The organism is Mesorhizobium japonicum MAFF 303099 (assembly GCF_000009625.1).
In the GTDB taxonomy this organism is placed as follows: domain Bacteria; phylum Pseudomonadota; class Alphaproteobacteria; order Rhizobiales; family Rhizobiaceae; genus Mesorhizobium; species Mesorhizobium japonicum.
Genome location: NC_002678.2, coordinates 57,701 through 74,130, shown reverse-complemented (window position 1 = coordinate 74,130; position 16,430 = coordinate 57,701). Strand labels below are relative to the sequence as shown.

19 protein-coding genes are annotated in these 16,430 nt (G+C 63.2%); 7 read left to right on the top strand and 12 right to left on the bottom strand.

All coding sequences use genetic code 11. The features are described from left to right. Positions 1-12: 12 nt before the first annotated feature. Genes MAFF_RS01480 through MAFF_RS01470 form a run of 3 tightly spaced genes read left to right on the top strand, consistent with a single transcriptional unit; the run spans position 13 to position 2,066 of the window. Positions 13-516, top strand: a complete 504-nt coding sequence (locus tag MAFF_RS01480) for a DUF523 domain-containing protein (protein ID WP_010909130.1) — start codon at positions 13-15, stop codon at positions 514-516. Positions 517-519: 3 nt separating this feature from the next. Further along, positions 520-1,041: a GNAT family N-acetyltransferase gene (locus MAFF_RS01475; RefSeq protein WP_010909129.1), complete on the top strand. Its 522-nt coding sequence runs from the start codon at positions 520-522 to the stop codon at positions 1,039-1,041. Then, positions 1,038-2,066 (top strand): histone deacetylase family protein, encoded by a 1,029-nt coding sequence (locus MAFF_RS01470; protein ID WP_010909128.1) that lies wholly within the window; start codon positions 1,038-1,040, stop codon positions 2,064-2,066. Before MAFF_RS01475 ends, MAFF_RS01470 begins: the two co-directional genes overlap by 4 nt. Before the next feature lie 15 nt (positions 2,067-2,081). Here the strand turns inward: MAFF_RS01470 and MAFF_RS01465 are convergent, their stop codons facing one another. The 3 genes from MAFF_RS01465 to MAFF_RS01455 all read right to left on the bottom strand — a co-directional run bounded on the left by MAFF_RS01465 (position 2,082) and on the right by MAFF_RS01455 (position 5,031). Further along, a complete protein-coding gene (locus MAFF_RS01465; RefSeq protein ID WP_044547442.1) occupies positions 2,082-3,350 on the bottom strand; it encodes a cysteine desulfurase-like protein in 1,269 nt (422 codons plus the stop codon). Positions 3,351-3,390: 40 nt separating this feature from the next. Continuing rightward, the gene (locus MAFF_RS01460) at positions 3,391-4,458 is read right to left on the bottom strand and encodes an aldo/keto reductase (RefSeq protein WP_010909126.1); all 1,068 of its coding nucleotides are present in this window, start codon (positions 4,456-4,458) and stop codon (positions 3,391-3,393) included. 111 nt (positions 4,459-4,569) lie between these two features. Continuing rightward, positions 4,570-5,031, bottom strand: a complete 462-nt coding sequence (locus tag MAFF_RS01455; protein WP_080511764.1) for a hypothetical protein — start codon at positions 5,029-5,031, stop codon at positions 4,570-4,572. 386 nt (positions 5,032-5,417) lie between these two features. Here MAFF_RS01455 and MAFF_RS39895 point away from each other — a divergent pair, with 386 nt between their 5' ends. Continuing rightward, positions 5,418-5,582: a hypothetical protein gene (locus tag MAFF_RS39895; protein ID WP_080511763.1), complete on the top strand. Its 165-nt coding sequence runs from the start codon at positions 5,418-5,420 to the stop codon at positions 5,580-5,582. Positions 5,583-5,636: 54 nt separating this feature from the next. Here the strand turns inward: MAFF_RS39895 and MAFF_RS01450 are convergent, their stop codons facing one another. Beyond that, positions 5,637-6,143 carry a DUF1993 domain-containing protein gene (locus MAFF_RS01450; protein ID WP_044547437.1) on the bottom strand — a complete coding sequence of 169 codons (507 nt, stop codon included), beginning with the start codon at positions 6,141-6,143 and terminating at the stop codon, positions 5,637-5,639. 140 nt (positions 6,144-6,283) lie between these two features. Between MAFF_RS01450 and MAFF_RS01445 the strand changes: the two genes are divergently transcribed. Further along, entirely contained in the window at positions 6,284-7,336 is a 1,053-nt protein-coding gene (locus tag MAFF_RS01445; protein ID WP_010909122.1) for a DUF1176 domain-containing protein, read from the top strand. Positions 7,337-7,357: 21 nt separating this feature from the next. On the opposite strand, the gene MAFF_RS01440 is transcribed toward MAFF_RS01445, so the two are convergent. The 7 genes from MAFF_RS01440 to MAFF_RS01410 form a co-directional block, all read right to left on the bottom strand. Beyond that, positions 7,358-8,257 (bottom strand): alpha/beta hydrolase family protein, encoded by a 900-nt coding sequence (locus tag MAFF_RS01440; protein ID WP_010909121.1) that lies wholly within the window; start codon positions 8,255-8,257, stop codon positions 7,358-7,360. A 32-nt stretch (positions 8,258-8,289) separates the two neighbouring features. Next, entirely contained in the window at positions 8,290-9,900 is a 1,611-nt protein-coding gene (locus MAFF_RS01435) for an NTP transferase domain-containing protein (RefSeq protein WP_010909120.1), read from the bottom strand. 66 nt (positions 9,901-9,966) lie between these two features. Next, positions 9,967-10,704, bottom strand: a complete 738-nt coding sequence (locus MAFF_RS01430) for an XdhC family protein (RefSeq protein ID WP_010909119.1) — start codon at positions 10,702-10,704, stop codon at positions 9,967-9,969. Positions 10,705-10,710: 6 nt separating this feature from the next. Continuing rightward, entirely contained in the window at positions 10,711-11,049 is a 339-nt protein-coding gene (locus MAFF_RS01425; RefSeq protein WP_010909118.1) for an XdhC family protein, read from the bottom strand. A 50-nt stretch (positions 11,050-11,099) separates the two neighbouring features. Continuing rightward, positions 11,100-12,365 (bottom strand): vWA domain-containing protein, encoded by a 1,266-nt coding sequence (locus MAFF_RS01420; RefSeq protein ID WP_010909117.1) that lies wholly within the window; start codon positions 12,363-12,365, stop codon positions 11,100-11,102. 4 nt (positions 12,366-12,369) lie between these two features. Continuing rightward, on the bottom strand, positions 12,370-13,299 hold the full coding sequence (locus MAFF_RS01415; protein ID WP_010909116.1) for an AAA family ATPase: 930 nt from the start codon (positions 13,297-13,299) through the stop codon (positions 12,370-12,372). Beyond that, positions 13,296-13,823 (bottom strand): flavin reductase, encoded by a 528-nt coding sequence (locus MAFF_RS01410; RefSeq protein ID WP_010909115.1) that lies wholly within the window; start codon positions 13,821-13,823, stop codon positions 13,296-13,298. The genes MAFF_RS01415 and MAFF_RS01410 overlap by 4 nt, the downstream gene beginning before the upstream one ends. 181 nt (positions 13,824-14,004) lie before the next feature. Between MAFF_RS01410 and MAFF_RS01405 the strand changes: the two genes are divergently transcribed. Further along, positions 14,005-15,072: a branched-chain amino acid ABC transporter substrate-binding protein gene (locus MAFF_RS01405; protein ID WP_010909114.1), complete on the top strand. Its 1,068-nt coding sequence runs from the start codon at positions 14,005-14,007 to the stop codon at positions 15,070-15,072. Next, positions 15,072-16,097 (top strand): P1 family peptidase, encoded by a 1,026-nt coding sequence (locus MAFF_RS01400; protein WP_010909113.1) that lies wholly within the window; start codon positions 15,072-15,074, stop codon positions 16,095-16,097. The genes MAFF_RS01405 and MAFF_RS01400 overlap by 1 nt, the downstream gene beginning before the upstream one ends. A gap of 9 nt (positions 16,098-16,106) precedes the next feature. Here MAFF_RS01400 and MAFF_RS01395 read toward each other — a convergent pair whose 3' ends face one another. Continuing rightward, on the bottom strand, positions 16,107-16,361 hold the full coding sequence (locus tag MAFF_RS01395) for a DUF2171 domain-containing protein (protein WP_010909112.1): 255 nt from the start codon (positions 16,359-16,361) through the stop codon (positions 16,107-16,109). Positions 16,362-16,430 lie beyond the last annotated feature (69 nt).

Below are 16,430 nucleotides of genomic sequence, written 5' to 3'. Positions count from 1 at the left end.
GAGGGAGCTGACATGGAAAGGGTTCTCGTCTCCGCCTGCCTGCTCGGCAGCCATGTCCGCTATAACGGCTCCTACCGGCTGGACGGCCATCCGGTACTGACACGGTGGCAGGCGGAAGGACGGGTTGTGCAAATCTGTCCAGAGGTCGCCGCAGGCTTCTCCACGCCGCGTCCTGCAGCGGAAATTCACGGTACAGCCGACGCTGTGCTCGACGGCCAGGGTCGAGTGGTCGAGCAGACGGGAAGCGATGTGACTGCACTTTATCTCGAAGCCGGGCAGCTTGCACTCGAACTCGCGCGCGAAACGGGATGCCGCTATGCGGTTCTTACCGACGGCAGTCCGTCCTGCGGCAGCAGCTTCGTCTTCGACGGCAGTTTTTCAGGCAAGCGCGTAGCCGGTCGCGGCACGACCGCCGCTCTATTGGAGGCCAATGGCATTCGCGTCTTTTCGGAAGACAGTATCGGCGACCTTGATGCTCTCCTGAATAGGCCCGGTTCAGTGGAGACTACGGCCTGATCCATGACAGACAAGGTCCAGACCAAGACCAGCGATATCGTCATCCGCCCCGGACGAATCGATGACGCCGAAACCATCCACGCCGCGCTTCTCAAACTCGGCGCCCATATCGGCGCGCATCAGGAGATCACGTCCACTTCAGATGATCTCCGCCGCTACGGCTTCGGCGACAAGCCGGCCTTCTCCACGCTGATCGCCGAAGTTGGCGGCGAATTCGCCGGTCTTTGCCTGTATTTCCCGATCTTTTCGACCTGGATGGGGCGGCCCGGCGTTTATGTGCAGGACCTCTATGTCGAGGACAGGTTCCGCGGCCGCAAGATCGGCGAGCGGCTGTTGCGGCGTGTGGCCGCGGAATGCCGCAAAGAAGGTGGTGTCTATCTCAGGCTGTCGGTCGACACCGACAATGAAGGTGCCAAAGCCTTCTATGAAAGGCTGGGCATCGCCTGGTCGAGTTACGAACAGACGCAGAAAATCATCGGCGATGCCTTTTTTGCCTTCGCCGACGCGCCGGAGGAGCAGGAATGAAGGCCTTTTACGCCGAGGAACAGAAACGTCACGACCCCAAGGCCTTTCTTTCCAGTGGTGCGGCGCAGCCCAATCCGGAAAAGCCCGAGCGCGTCGAGAAATTATTAGCCGGCGCAAAATCTGCAGGCTGCATGATCGAGCAGCCGCGCAATCACGGGCTCGGCCCGGTCTCGGCAGTGCATACACCGGAATATCTCGACTTCCTCGAACATATTTTCGAGCGCTGGCAGCGGATTGAGGGCGCTTCGGCGGAAGTGATCCCCAACATCCACCCGATCGCGCGCAACGGCTCCTATCCGGCCTCGGCGGTTGGCCAGGCCGGCTACCATATGGCCGACACCGCTTGCCCGATCTCAGGCGAAACCTGGCAAAGCGCGCTGTGGAGCGCCTGGAGTGCGGTCGAAGCGGCGGAAGCAGTGATGGCTGGCGCGCCGGCAGCCTATGCGCTGTGCCGTCCGCCCGGCCACCATGCCTTTGCCGATGTCGCCGGCGGCTTCTGCTTCATCAACAATTCGGCGGTCGCCGCGCAGGTGCTGCGCAAGCAGGCGGCGCGGGTGGCTATTCTCGATGTCGACCTGCACCATGGCAACGGCACGCAAGGCATCTTCTATGCCCGGCCCGACGTGTTCACCGTCTCGCTGCATGCCGATCCGGTGCGGTTCTACCCGTTCTTCTGGGGTCATGCCGACGAGCGCGGCGAAGGCCCCGGCCTCGGCTATAATTTCAACCTGCCCTTACCGCGCAAATCCGCCGACGCGGCGTTTCTGGAAGCGCTTGGCGTTGCGTTCCAGCGCATCCGCGCCTTTTCACCGGATGCGCTGGTGGTGGCACTTGGCCTTGACGCCTTCGAAGGCGATCCGTTCGGCGGGCTCTCGGTGACGACGCCCGGCTTCTCCCGCATTGGCGAGGCGATTGGCAAACTCGGCCTGCCGAGCGTCGTCGTCCAGGAAGGCGGCTATCTCTGCGACGCACTCAGCGACAATCTCACCGCCTTCCTCACAGGTTTTGGCGGCAAGGTGCGGTGACGGTTTCTTCTTACGTCAGGAGCGCTGCTGCCTGAGCATGGCGATGACCCGGTGCACGCTCTCCAGCGTCTCGTCGATTTCGGCCGCCGTGTTGTAGTGCGCGATGCCGATGCGCACAACGCCCTGCTCGGCCGGAATGCCGAGCTGGTGGACGATCTCCCAGGCGTAGTTGTGGCCGGACCACAGGAAGATGTTTTCGGCATTCATCTGTCGAACGATCGTCTCCGGTACGATGCCGTCGACGGTGAAGGACACCGTCGGCACGCGATCGGCGAGCCGCTTGCGATCGGTGATGCCATGGATAGTCAGGCCTGGAATGTCGGACAGGCCATCGATCAGCCTTTGTGCCAGCGGATTCTCGTAGGCGATGGAAACCTCGAACGCCCTGGCGATCTTCTGCCTGCGCGAACCACCCTCGCCCGCTGCTACACCCAGCCCGGCAAAATAGTCGACCGCCGCCATGAGGCCGGCCATCAGTTCGATCTGCGGTGTGCCAAGCTCGAACCGCTCCGGCAGGCCATTTGACGAACAGCGGCATTTGTAGGGCTTCAGGCCATCGATGATTTCGCGCCGCCCCCACAAAATGCCCATATGCGGACCGAAGAATTTGTAGGCCGAGCAGATCAGGAGATCGCAGCCGAGGTCCTGCACGTCGATCAGGCCATGCGGCGCGAACTGCACGGCGTCGACATAGACCAGGGCGCCGGCCCGTTTTGCGATGGCGGTCAGGGCCTTAACCCGGTTGATCGAACCGGTCAGGTTCGAGGCATAATTCAGCGCGACCAGCCGTGTCTTGTCGGACAGCAGCCCGGTCAGCGCCGCCTCCTCGACCTGCCAGCTCTTTTCATCGAATGGCAGCCAGCGCACGACGAGGCTCAAATCCTCGGCCAGTTGCAGCCACGGCGAGACGTTGCCCTCATGGTCCATGCGGGTGAGGATGATCTCGTCACCGGGCTTCAGCGTGCGGCCGAGCGTGCGCGACATGTGGTAGGTCAGCGTCGTCATATTGGCGCCGATGATGATTTCCTCCGGGCTCGCCGCACCGAGGAAATCGGCCATCGCCCGATGCGCGTCATCGACGACGGATTGAGCCGCGATCGTCGTTTCGAAATAGCCACCGAGATTGGCATTGGTGGTGAGCAAGCAGCGCGACACCGCATCGGCGACGGCCTGCGGCACCTGCGTGCCGGCGGGATTGTCAAGATAGATGCGACGGCGGCCCTTGTCGGTCAGGGAAAGCGCTGGAAATTGTCCGCGCACGGCCTCGATCGGAAAATCCACCATCGTCTCCACCCCTCCGTTGTTCCTTGATAATTCACGCCGATCAGGGACAGGGATTGCCGACCCGCTGGTGGATCGCGTCCACCGCCTTCTGCATCTCCTCTGTCCAGACGACATCCACCGAAGACAACGCCATTTCGAGCTGTGGAATGGTCGTCGCGCCGATGATGTTGGAGGTGACGAACGGCCGGCTCGATACATAGGCATTGGCAAACAGCGCCGGCTCCATGCCAAAGGAGCGCGCCAGTTCATTGTATTCGAGCAGCACTTCGGCTGCATTCGGCGTCTCGTAACGCTGGCCGCGATTGAACAATTGCGAGCGCGAGCCCTGCGGTCGGGCGCCATGGTCGTATTTGCCGGTCAGGTAGCCCTGCGCCAACGGCGAATATGGCAGCAACGACACCTGTTCGCGCTCGCAGACCTCGGCAAGATTCACCTCGAAGGTGCGGTTGACGAGATTGTAGGCGTTCTGGATCGACGCTACGCGCGGGCCAACGCCTTTGTCGGCCTCGGCAAGAAACCGCATGACGCCCCAGGAACTTTCGTTCGACAGGCCGAAATGGCGGATCTTTCCTGCCTTCACCAACTCATCGAAGACGCCAAGCGTCTCAGCGATCGGCGTTTCGTTGGCCGGTGCGCCGTCGGCATCGGCGCGCCGCGCCACGGCGCCGATGCGCGTCGGGTTGGCACCCCAGGGGATATCCCGTTCCGGCCAGTGGATCTGGTAGAGGTCGAGATAGTCCGTGCCGAGTTTGGCCAGGGATTTGTCGACGGCGTCAAAAATATCGGCACGTACCAATTGCGACGGCCTGTCGCCGCGAAACCAGCTGTTGGCGGTGCGGCCGACGACCTTGGAGGCAAGGATCACCTTGTCGCGATTGCCCTTGGCCTTCATCCAGCTGCCAATGATCTTCTCCGTCCGCCCCTGCGTCTCCGCCTTGGGCGGGATCGGATAGAGCTCGGCGGTGTCGATGAAATTGACGCCGCGCGAAAAAGCCAGATCCATCTGCGCGTGGCCTTCGGCCTCGGTGTTCTGCTGGCCCCAGGTCATCGAACCAAGGCAGATCTGGGTAACAAGAAGATCGGTCCGACCGAGACGGCGTTTGTGCATGGAATTCTGCTCCGGAGGGAAAGTCTGCGCGGGAGGGAGACGCATGTATAGGGAAAGCCACGGCGCTCTCCAACCCTCACCAGGCCGACTTTTGCGTGAACCAGCGCTTAGCTAGCGGCGGGCGCCGGCCACGGCGCGACGCTTGGCCTCGTCGATCAGCATGTTGGCCACTTGCATGCGGATCATGGCGCGCTGGCGCAGATGCGGGGCGACGCGATCGGGATGGTTGGTGAAAGCAAAGCTGCGGCGCATACGGCCGAAATCGGCAGCGCTTTTGGGCTGGTTCAGTCCCAGTTCCGCCGCGATCGATTCCGGATCAATCGGCGGGAGTTTTTCCTCGGGCTTCGGGTCCTCGGCAGCCAGCGCCAGCTTGGCGTGTTCGAGCAAGGCGGCGAATTCGCTCGCCAGATCAGCACCGGCCTCGCGATATTCGGCGGCGGATACCTTGATGCGGCCGGAATGGAGTTCATCGGCGACCGAAAGATAATCGAATGGAATGGACGGACGCGCACCGGCCTCGTCGTCCTCTATGCCATCGCCCTTGTCGGAGGCAACGAAGAGGTCGTCGAGCAGCGAAGCGAAATCACGCTTGGCGCTGGTAGCGATGTCAGCCTCCTCCTTGCCTGACCGTCAGGTTGCCAGACCATAGAATCGGCTCGTTAAAAATACATACCACCGATCTTAATGAATTTAGCCATTCGAGGATCGCGACCGGTCCCTCAAAACAAAAAGCCGGACTGCATTTTCATGCAGTCCGGAAATTCGCCAGGAGTGGCGAGGAAAAACTGGCCACGTGCCAGCGTCGAAGCCTACGGTTCGTGCGGCGCGGAAGTTTCAGTGGGCTGCAAAAAATTTTAGGAAACTTATCCGGACATAGCAGGCATGCAAATGCTGCACTGCACAATTGTCATGATTCACCTATACTGGCTGGCGTGGAGGACCAACCAGGAGCCTGATTCATGGGTTTCTTCACGGAAATGTTCGCCCGGCCGCGCCCGCAGGAACATTTGCGCTACCGCGCGGCGCTCGCCCTGCTTCATTCGATGAGCAATGCCGACCGCGCCGATATCGGCATCAAGCCCGCCGATTTTCCGCGCGTCGCCCGCGAAATGTCCATTCGCTAGATGCGTCTTCCGAGATGTCCCGGACGATCCGGGACATCTCGAAATATCTGCCCCTTAACGCGATCCCAAAAATGTCGCCTTGCCAAGCGGCACGCCATTGTGGCGAAGGATGTCGTAAGCGGTGGTGAGGTGGAAGTAGAAATTGGGCATGGCCACATGCAGCAGATACTGCATGCCAGCCAACGTGGTTTCGCGTCCACCGAGTTTCAGTTCGATCACCTTGTCGTCGGAACCGTCGATGTCGGCGGCCGAGAACGTTGCCAGAAGCGCGAGCGTCTTGGCGATCCGCGCCTCGAGATCGGCAAAGCTTGCCTCATTGTCCTCATATTTCGGCACCTCTCGGCCGGCCAGCCGCGACGGCGCGCCTTTGGCGTGGTCGGTGGCGATCTGCACCTGCCGGGTCAAAGCGAACATGTCGGGCGCAAGCCGCGCCGTCAAAAACACCTGCGGGTCGATCTTGCGGTCAAGCGCATTCTGTTCGGCAGCCGCCAGCACATTGGAAAGTGCTTTCAGCCTGGTTGAAAACACCGGCACGGATGCCTCATACATCGATATCGTCACGTCAGATCTCCTGTCCGGTCGGAACGCCGGCGAAGCGACGTAGCGCCTGCGCACACGATTCTTCAAGCGCCGTAGGCACCGCGTCACCACGCCGCCGCAATCGCCGTGGTAGAATTTCCGTTATCGAGCGGAGATTCCCGATGAGACGCGTCCTTCTCGCAGCGACTGCCTTTCTCTCCCTTACCATATCTGGCCAAGCGGCGCTGGCCGCCGACGACGCTCCCGAAGCACCCTATGTCGACGACCGATCGAGCGCGGAGGCGGTTATTCGCTCGCTCTACAGCGCCATCAACCGGCACGAATTCGCCCGCGCTTGGGGATATTATGGCGATACGAAGCCGGCTAAAGATTTTGACAGCTTCGTCAAGGGTTATGACGGTACCGACAAGGTGGAAGTCACGACCGGAGCTATTTCGGACGACGGAGCCGCCGGCAGCATCTTCTACAACGTCCCGGTCGCCATCCGTGCCACGGACAAGAGCGGCGGCGAAAAGGTCTTTGCCGGCTGCTACACGCTGCGCCAGGTCAATGCGCAGGCCCAGGCCGCGCCGCCCTTCGATCCTATCCACATCGAAAAGGGGGCGTTGAAACCCTCAACGGCGGATTTCGAGGCGGCGCTGCCGCCAAGCTGCGGCGACGGCCCGCCACCGCCGAAGAAGGATACGGCACTCGAGCAGGCCAGGAAAGCCTTCCTGGCGACCTATGGCGACCAGTGCGACAAGCAGTTCCTGGGCAATGAGCCGGAGGTATTTTCGATCAAGTACAAGGACAAGGATGCGCGGCCCGGCGATCCCGATAAGGAAGCCCGGCTGTTCCGTTTCTCCTGTTCGGCTGCGGCCTACAATGAAAGTTCGGTCTACTACATGACCGACGAATTGTCTGAAGTGCGGCAATTGCAGTTCGCCGAACCCAAGATGGACATCCGCTACGAGAACAATAACAGCGACGGCAAATTGCTGGGCATGAGCATCGTCGGCTTCGAGACGACCGGTTGGGCGGTTAATTCCGACTATGACCCAGACACCCATACGATCACCACCTTCGACAAGTGGCGAGGCGTCGGCGATGCCTCCGATTCGGGAACCTATCTGTTCCGTAACGGCGATTTCTCGCTGGTCCAGTATGACGTCGATGCCTCCTATGACGGGCAGGAGAACCCACAGACGGTCGTCGACTACAACACGGCGCCTTGAAGGACGTCGGAGCAGCGCCAGTCAAGGCGCCTTCGACAGCATCCAGTTCAGCGTGCTGCGCCAGTCGACCATGCGGATCGGCGTGCCGTGCGTGCCGGTCTCGAAGCGGACGAAGCGGGTCGGATAGGGATAGGCCTTCGACCTGGCGATGATGGAGCGGAAGAAGGCTTCCTGGTTCACCACGGGAAACACCACATCATGGCTGCCCTGGCCGAAGAAGACCGGGATATGGCGCCTGAAGGCGGGACTGGCGAGAAAACTCTCGTCCCACAAAGACCCGAGCAGCAGCAGCCCGTTGATGCGCCGGCCAGTATCGTTGCGGGCGGCAAGCTTCCAGCACAGCGCGCCGCCCATCGAGCCGCACGCGACGAAGATTTTCGCGCCAGGCGATTGTTCGGCATAGTGGTCGATCAAGGCCGCGACCTGTGCAGCGCCCTTGTCGCCGAAATCGGGGAAATCCGGCGAGAGATAAAGCCCGCCATTGTCGGCCATCAAATTCTTGAGCCGGTTGAAATTGCCGCCGAAAGTGAAGTCGTCGACGCCCTGCTTGCGGCTGCCGCCCTGCCCGTGCAGGTAGAGCACGATGAGGGCGGCGCCTTCCGTCTTGCCGACGGCGACATGCCTGACATCGCCGGCATCGGTCTTCAGCATCAGATCCTGCTGCACCTTGCGCACGCCGGTGTCGGTATATTGCGGATGCACGCGCTTTTCCGGCACCACGTCGCGCTGGTTGATATCGCGCATCTCGCGATAGTCGATGACCGTGTAAGCGCCGCCGTCGCCGGTCGACAATGTCGCCGGATAGGCGAAGAGATCGTCCTTGAAGGGTTTTAGTTCGAGAGCATTGGCCTGGCCGGCAAGGCAAAGAACAGATACCGCAGCCAGAAACCCGTGGAGGGGAGAAAGGAAACGAAAAGCCATATTGCAGGCTTGCGTAATTCGGCCCGGGTTTGTCAATCCTGCAGCACGCCGCCGGCGCCTTCGAGCGCCTCACGGGTGTCGACATCGACAGAGGCGCCCTCGCCAATCTCGACATCGACGACGTCGAGCCCCTCGGCCTCGACCAGATGGCGTGCGCCGGTATCGCCTTCGAGATGAGCGATGGCCGGGAACAGCGCGCGCGGCAGGAGCACCGGGTTGCCGCGCTTGCCCTGATGCGAGGCGCGGACGACGGAATTGCCACCGGCCTTGCGGAAGGCATCGATCAGCCGGTCGAGATCGCCTGACACAACACCAGGCATATCTCCCAGAACGATCATCGCGCCGGCGGTGTCTTCGGGCAGATAGGCAATGCCGGCCTTCAGCGAGGTCGACAACCCATTGGCAAAATCGGGATTGTCGGCGAAAGTGACGTCGAGGCCAGACAAAGCCGCGCGTACGCGCTCGCGCTGATGGCCGGTGACGACGATCGTGCCTGACGCCTTCGAGCCGAGCGCGCGCTCGGCGGTGCGGCGCACCAGCGGCTTGCCGTCGAACAGCGCCAGCAGTTTGTTCGGCCCGCCCATGCGGCTCGACCGGCCGGCTGCCAAAAGCACGATGCCGACCTTGAGCCGGCTCTTGGCCGGCAGCGGTTCGCGCGGCTGCGGTCGCGTCGGGATTTCCATCAGCAGCCCGCCGACCCCCATGCCGGCGATATCCTTCGCGGTGACGTCGAGGCCGGCAACAAGACGGTCAAGGACCCAGTCGAAGCCGTTCTCCTTGGGACTGCGGGCGCAGCCCGGCGCGCCGATGATGCGCTTGCCGCCGAGTGTACCGAGCACCAGCAGATTGCCGGGATCGACCGGCATGCCGGCGCGGACAACTGTTCCGCCCGCCCTCTCGATCGCCGCTGGAACGACATCGGCGAAATCGCTCATCGCCGAGGCGCCGAAGATCACCACCAGGTCATTGTCGCGCGCCAGCGAGGCGGCGGCCTCCGCCACGGGTGCGATCTCATGCGGCGTTCGGCGCTCCGCCGTCAACCTGCCGCCCGAACGCGCCAGCCGCGCTTCGGTGACGCGCAGCGTCTTGTCGAGCACGCTGGGTTTGATGCCCGGCAGGACCGTCTGGATGACGCCGACGCGCACCGGCTGATAGGCGTTGACGGCAAGGATCTCGCCGCCGGCGCAGATTTTCACAACAGTGTCGACCAAGGTGGAGGCGACCGCGAAGGGGATGATCTTCACCGTCGCCACCATCTGACCCTTTTCGACCGGCGCATGCTGCGCCAGCGTGGCAAGGGTGATGGCGGGATCGACGGCGTTGATGGCGTCGATCATCGCAGCATCGACCGTGAAGATGCCTGATGCCTTGGCGTGGAGATTGACTCGGCCGGTGGCGGCCGGCCTCGCCTCGATGCCGCTGAACCTCATGCTCTCGGCAATTCTTTGCGCCGCGGCGTCCTCGCCCAGATCATCGGGGGAAAGCACGGCCGCAACGACCTGCACGATGCCTGCCCGCTTGAGTACGGAGATGTCTTCAGCGCTCAGCCTGTGCGCCTTGCGAAAGCGCTTTTCACCAGCGGTGGTGGAATGCGCCAGCACCGCGCCTTCGGCCTCTTCAATCGCAATCGGACCGAATTTCACGCTACCGCGCCCGCAGAGCGCCGCGCGTCCACTTGGACGCGCAAAGGACGCTCTGCTGCTTTGAATCTACGCATCGTGCTTCTCCAAAATCGATTCCGATCTTTGCGCCGATGCGGAGACATCGAGGCCGCGCGAGCGGAAGGCGTAGATGGTCTGCGCGAGAATGGCTACCGCGATCTCGGCGGGGCTCGCGGCACCGATATCGAGCCCGATCGGCGCATGGATACGGGCGATCTGGTCGGCAGCAGCGCCCAGCGCCAGCAGGCGCTCGACCCGCTTGGCGTGCGTCTTGCGGCTGCCAAGCGCACCGACATAGAAGCAATTGGCGTCTAGCGCGGCCTTCAGCGCGAAATCGTCGATCTTCGGGTCATGAGTGACGGCGGCAAGTGCGGTGTAGCTGTCGAGCGGCTGGCGCTTCAGCACATCTTCCGGCCATTCGGCATGCAGAGCGACATCGGGAAAGCGGTCCGGCGTGGCAAAAGCGGTGCGCGGATCGATGATCTCGACGGGATAGCCGGCGATTTTCGCCATCGGCGCCAGCGCCTGGCTGATATGGACGGCGCCGATCACCAGGAGGCGCGGCTGCGGCAGATGCGCGTTGAGAAAGAAGGTCCGCCCTTCAGCCTCGACCGAACCGGAATTGCCTGATCGAAAGGCCTTGGCGATCGCGGCTCCAAGATCACCGGCGACCTGGTCGCCCTCACGCACGATGCGGTCGCGGCCATCACCGAGATCGGTGACGAGGATCGCCGCACGGCGGGCGCGGCGCTCGGCATTCAAAGCTTTCAGGGCGTATGGATCCATCTGAGATCAGCCCAACCGCTCGACATACACCTTGATGCGGCCGCCGCAGGACAGGCCGACCTGCCAGGCGGTTTCGTCGGCGACGCCGAATTCGAGCATCCTGGCCTTGCCCGAGCCGATGACGTCGACCGCCTCGCTCACCACCGCGCCCTCGACGCAGCCGCCCGAGACCGAACCGTGAAAATTGCCGTCCGCATCGATGACCAGATGGCTGCCGACAGGCCTCGGCGCCGAACCCCAGGTCTCGACCACGGTGGCAATGGCGACATCCTTGCCATCCTTCATCCAACCTTCCGCGATGATCAGCGGATCGCGGGCCTCATCGAGATAAAGACTGTCGTTCATCGTTGCCTCTCTCAGGGTCTGTTTTTCCAGGGAGCCTGGAAAACATATGGCTACGCGGCCTGCCTCGCGCCAGCTTCCATCCACCGGCGCGGATCGACGGACTGTGCCGACTTCTTGTCCAGCGACGCGCAGAGGTCGGCGAGCGCATCGAGATTGTGCACAGAGCGGAATTCATCGACATGCGGCAGCATCGCCTTGACGCCGCGGGCGCGCGCCTGAAAACCGTCGAAGCGCAGCAACGGGTTCAACCAGATCAGCCGCCGGCAAGATTTGTGCAGCCGCTCCATCTCCTGCGAAAGGCCGGCGACATCGTCGCGCTCCAGCCCATCGGTGATCAGAAGCACGACCGCGCCCTGCCCCAGCACGCGCCGCGACCATGCCAGGTTGAACTCGGCCAGTGTGTCGCCAATGCGCGTGCCGCCGGACCAGTCCTTGACCGCCGCCGAGCAATCGGCAAGCGCGGCATCGGGGTCGCGGTGGCGCATCTGCCGGGTCAGATTGGTCAGCCGCGTGCCGAAGACGAAGGTGTGGACGCGGCGGCGTTTTTCCGTCAGCGCGTGCAGGAAATGCAGGAAGATGCGGGTGTACTGGCTCATCGAACCGGAAATGTCGGCCAGCACCACCAGCGGCGGGTGGACTTCACGGGCCGAGCGGAATTTCGGCAGGATCAATTCGCCGCCGGTGCGCGCGGCCGAGCGCATCATGGCGCGCGGGTCGATGCGGCGGCCATGCGCATCGGCTTTGAAGCGCCGGGTCCGCACCATGTCGAAAGGCAGCCGCAGCTCGGCGATAGCCTTCTTCGCGTCCGCGATTTCGGCGACGTTCATCTGGGCAAAATCTTTGCCCCGCAACACCTCGTTGCCGGAAAAGGTGAAGCGGGCATCGACCTCGATCTCAGGGACCTCCTGGGGTGGCTGATTCTTCTGATGGCCCTCGAACATGGCCTGGCTGACGCGGTTTTCGGCCGCGCGCGGCTTCTGCTTCTCCCTGACGTCGGGCGCCACCGGCGAAAACATCGCCAGCAGTTTCTCGATCAGTTCGCGCGATTTCCAGAACAGCCGGAAGGCCTCGTCGAAGACCGGGTGGTCCTCGTGCCTGGACACCAGCACCGCATGCAGCGTCCAGTAGAAATCGTCACGCGAGCCGATGCCGGCGGCCAGCACCGCCTCGATGGCGTCCTTGACCGAGGCCGGTCCGACCCGCATGCCTGCTTTACGCAAGGTGCGGGCGAAATAGACGATGTTGTCAGCGATGCGTCCGTCCGCCGTCGCCTCCTTGGGGTCGGCCTCTTTGGGGTAAGCACCCGGCGCTTTCATCGCGTTACTCCGCCGCCGCGAGCTCGGCCTTGACCTCGTCGAGGATGCGCCGGCCCTCGCCCGTGCCGATGCGGGCAATGTCGTCCTGGTATTTCAGCAGCACGCCGATCGTGTCGGACACAGTTTCCGGGTCGAGTGCCACCTTGTCGAGTTCGGTCAGCGCGCCGGCCCAATCTATGGTCTCGGCGACGCCCGGCACCTTGAACAGTTCGATCTGGCGCAGTTTCTGGATGAAGGAGACCACCTCCGCCGAAAGCCGCTGGTTGGCCCGCGGCACTTTGCGGCGTACGATCTCCAATTCGCGCTCAGCATTGGGATAATCGACCCAGTGATACAGGCAGCGCCGCTTCAACGCGTCGTGGATCTCGCGGGTGCGGTTGGTGGTGATGATGACGATCGGCGGTTCTTGCGCCTTGATGGTGCCGAGCTCCGGCACCGTCACCTGGTAGTCGGAAAGGATTTCGAGCAGGAAGGCTTCGAAAGCTTCGTCGGTGCGGTCGAGTTCGTCGATCAGGAAGACGGGGGCCGCTCCGGTCTTGCCGGTCAGCGCATCGAGCACCGGGCGGCGGATCAGGTATTTTTCCGAGAAGACGTTGCGCTCCATGGCGGAGCGGTCGACCTTGCCGGCCGCCTCCTCCATGCGGATCTCGATCATCTGCGCGGCGTAATTCCACTCGTAGACGGCAGACGAAACGTCGAGCCCTTCATAGCACTGCAAGCGGATCAGCCGGCGGCCAAGCGCCTGCGCCAGCACCTTGGCGATCTCGGTCTTGCCGACGCCGGCCTCGCCCTCGAGGAACAATGGCCGGTTCATACGCAACGACAGGAAAAGCACGGTCGCCAGCGACCGGTCCGCCACATAGTCCGCGCCGGTCAGGAGATCGAGCGTCTCGTCGATCGTCCGCGGTACGGGGCGCGGTTTCAGTTCGGTCATTCTTTCTCCGTGAACGCCGCCGCTCCGCTGTCCAGGACATGATAGCCGCGGGCGTGATAGATCAGCGGCCGCAAATTATCGCCCATGCGAAGGCCTGTCACCTTGCCAAAAAGCACACGATGCGTGGCCAGATCCTTGGTGTCGATCAATTCGCAGTCGAACACGGCGAGCGCGCCCTTCAGCGTCGGCGCGCCGGTGGAGATCACGTCCCATTCGCCGAGCGCGAAACGCTCCTCGACCGGCAGGCCGGTGATGCCTGAAAAGCCGATCGACAGCGGTTCCTGGTGCGAAGCCAGCGTGTTCAGGGCAAACCGGCCGTTTTTCACGAACAGCTCATTATTGGCATTTTCGCGATTGAGACAGACCAGAATGGTCGGCGGCGTGTCCGACACCGAGCAGGCAGCGATCACCGTCGTGCCGCGCTTGCCGGCGGGCCCGTCGGTGGTGACCACATGGACGTGGCCGGCAAAATGGCTCATCGCGTCGCGATAGGCCTGCGGTCCAATATCATTCTTCTTCAGCACCGGAAATTGTCCATAGCCAGAACCCTACCGCTATATATGGCCAGACATGACATGCCACAAGCGAAGTGCTTGGCCCATATCCCCGAATTCGCGTGTTGCACCAAGGCCGGGCAGCCTTTAGGTCTTGGCGGAATTGGCGCTCGCGCTGTTATCGCGGGCTTGGGAGGAACTCTTCGGCAGAATGCGACCCGGGGCAACGATATCGGCCGCGCTGGCCTGGCTGTTCCTGGCCGGCGCCGCTAGCGCCCAGACGCTGACGATCGGCGTTGCTGCTCCGTTGTCGGGACCGTCGGCCATCCTCGGCAAGCAGATCGAGGCCGGTGCAGCGCTGGCGGCGCAAGCAGACGGCGTCGAACTCAAGACCGAGGATGATGCCTGCACCGCCGATGGCGGGGCAGCCGCGGCCAGGGTTTTTGCTGCGGCCAAGGTCAGTGTCGTGATCGGCTTCCTCTGCACCGAAGCCATCGAGGCGGCGATGCCGATCCTCAAGGACGCCAATATCCCGGTCATCACCGTCGGCGTGCGTACCGAAAGCCTCACCGACCGCCGCGCCAAGACCGGCTGGCCGGTCTATCGCCTGGGGCCGCGCGGCGACGATGAACGCAACGCCGTCGCCTCCACCCTCACCCACCTGTGGCAGAAGGAGCTGTTCGCCATCATCGATGACGGCACCATCTATGGCCGCGAGATGGCGGAAACATTTCGCGCGGCGGCCGAGCAAGCGGCGCTGAAACCGGTGTTCGTCGACACGTTCCGGCCGCAGCTCGACAACCAGATAGGGATGATCGGGCGGCTGAAGAAGGCCGGCGCCACGCATGTCTTTGCCGGCGGCGACGGTGACGACATCGCGATTATGGGCCGCGATGCCGCGCAGCTGCAGGCCGGCATCGTCTTTGCCGGCGGCGAAAATCTGCGCACGCCGCCCGGCGACGTGCCCTATGCGACAGGCACGCTGATGATCGCGCCGCCCGAATGGGCCGATGTCGCCGACGCAAAGGTGCTGGAAAGCTTCTCCGTGCAGAAAATCGTGCCGGACGGCTATACGCTGCCGGCCTTTGCGGCGGTCGAGATCGCCAAGGCCGCATCGACCTTGTCCCCGGGCAAGCCGCTGACCGAAGTGCTGAGCGGGCATGATTTCGCCACGGCGATCGGCCCGGTCCGCTTCGACGCCAAGGGCGACCTCAGCCAGAGCCCCTACCGCGTCTTCCGCTTCGACGGCGCGCGCTTCGTGCCTTTGGAAAGCAATTGATGTTCCACACCGGTCCGCGCAATCTGATCACCGACGTTGCCGGCCTGCGCGTCGGCAATTCTTCCGATGCCCGGCTGAAATCCGGCGTGACGACTATCCTTTGCGACGAACCGGCGGTGGCCGGTGTCCAGATCCTGGGCGGCGCGCCGGGCACGCGCGAGACGGACCTGCTCGAACCGCACAATTCGATAGAGGCGATCCATGCTGTGGTGCTGTCGGGCGGTTCGGCTTTCGGCCTCGACGCTGCGTCCGGCGTGCAGGCGGCACTGCGCGAGCGCGGCGTCGGCTTCGAGGTGGGCGGCTTTCGCGTGCCGATCGTGCCGGCGGCGATCCTGTTCGACCTGCGCAATGGTGGGGACAAGGACTGGGGCCGTTATCCCCCATATCGCGACCTCGGCTATGAGGCAGCGCAATCCGCCGCGACCGATTTCCAGCTCGGCACGGTCGGTGCCGGCACCGGTGCCTTAACCGCCGGGCTGAAGGGCGGCCTGGGCTCCGCTTCTACGCTGCTCGACACAGGCGTTACCATCGGTGCGCTGGCCGCCGTCAATCCGACCGGATCGGTGACCGTCGGGCGCACCCGCCATTTGTGGGCAGCGCCCTTCGAAATCGGCGACGAATTCGGCGGGCTCGGCTATCCCTCGCCCATGCCGGCCGATGCGAAGGAGATCTTGCTGAAATACCGCGACAAGCATGCGGGCAAGCAGATGGAAACCGGCGGCAACACCACCATCGCCGTCATTGCCACGGATGCGGTTCTCACCAAGGCCGCGGCGAAACGCCTGGCAATGTCGGCGCATGACGGCTTCGTGCGCGCCATCTGGCCGACGCACACGCCGGCCGATGGTGACTTGGTGTTCGCACTGGCGACGGGAACGAGCGGCATCCGGCTCGAGGCCGATGCGGCAATCGACCTCTATGCCGCGGCCGGCGCCACCATGGCGCGCGCCATCGGCCGTGGCGTGTTTGCCGCGACGCCAGCCGACAACGATCTGTTTCCCGTCTGGTCGTCGCGGTTGGGCTGAATCGATCGATCAGACCGGATCGGATTTTTCTTCCTCGAACGTCACCGCCACGTCGGAATTCGCCGACAGCCACACCTTCTTGCCATCGACTTCTGCAACCAGGGCCAGAGGAATGTAGTGGTGATGACCCTTGTGAGCGCCCTCGCCGCTGTCGGCCTTGGTCAGCTTGATGCGCTGGCCGTCGACCTTGTCGACAGTGCCGAGATGCACGCCATCGGCGCCGACGACTTCCATATGCTCACGAATTTTGCTGGTGTCGGTCATGGTGGTTCTCCATTGGGACTGCCGACAATAACAAATGACGAACCGATTGGATGCATCGGCTTTCGGCCT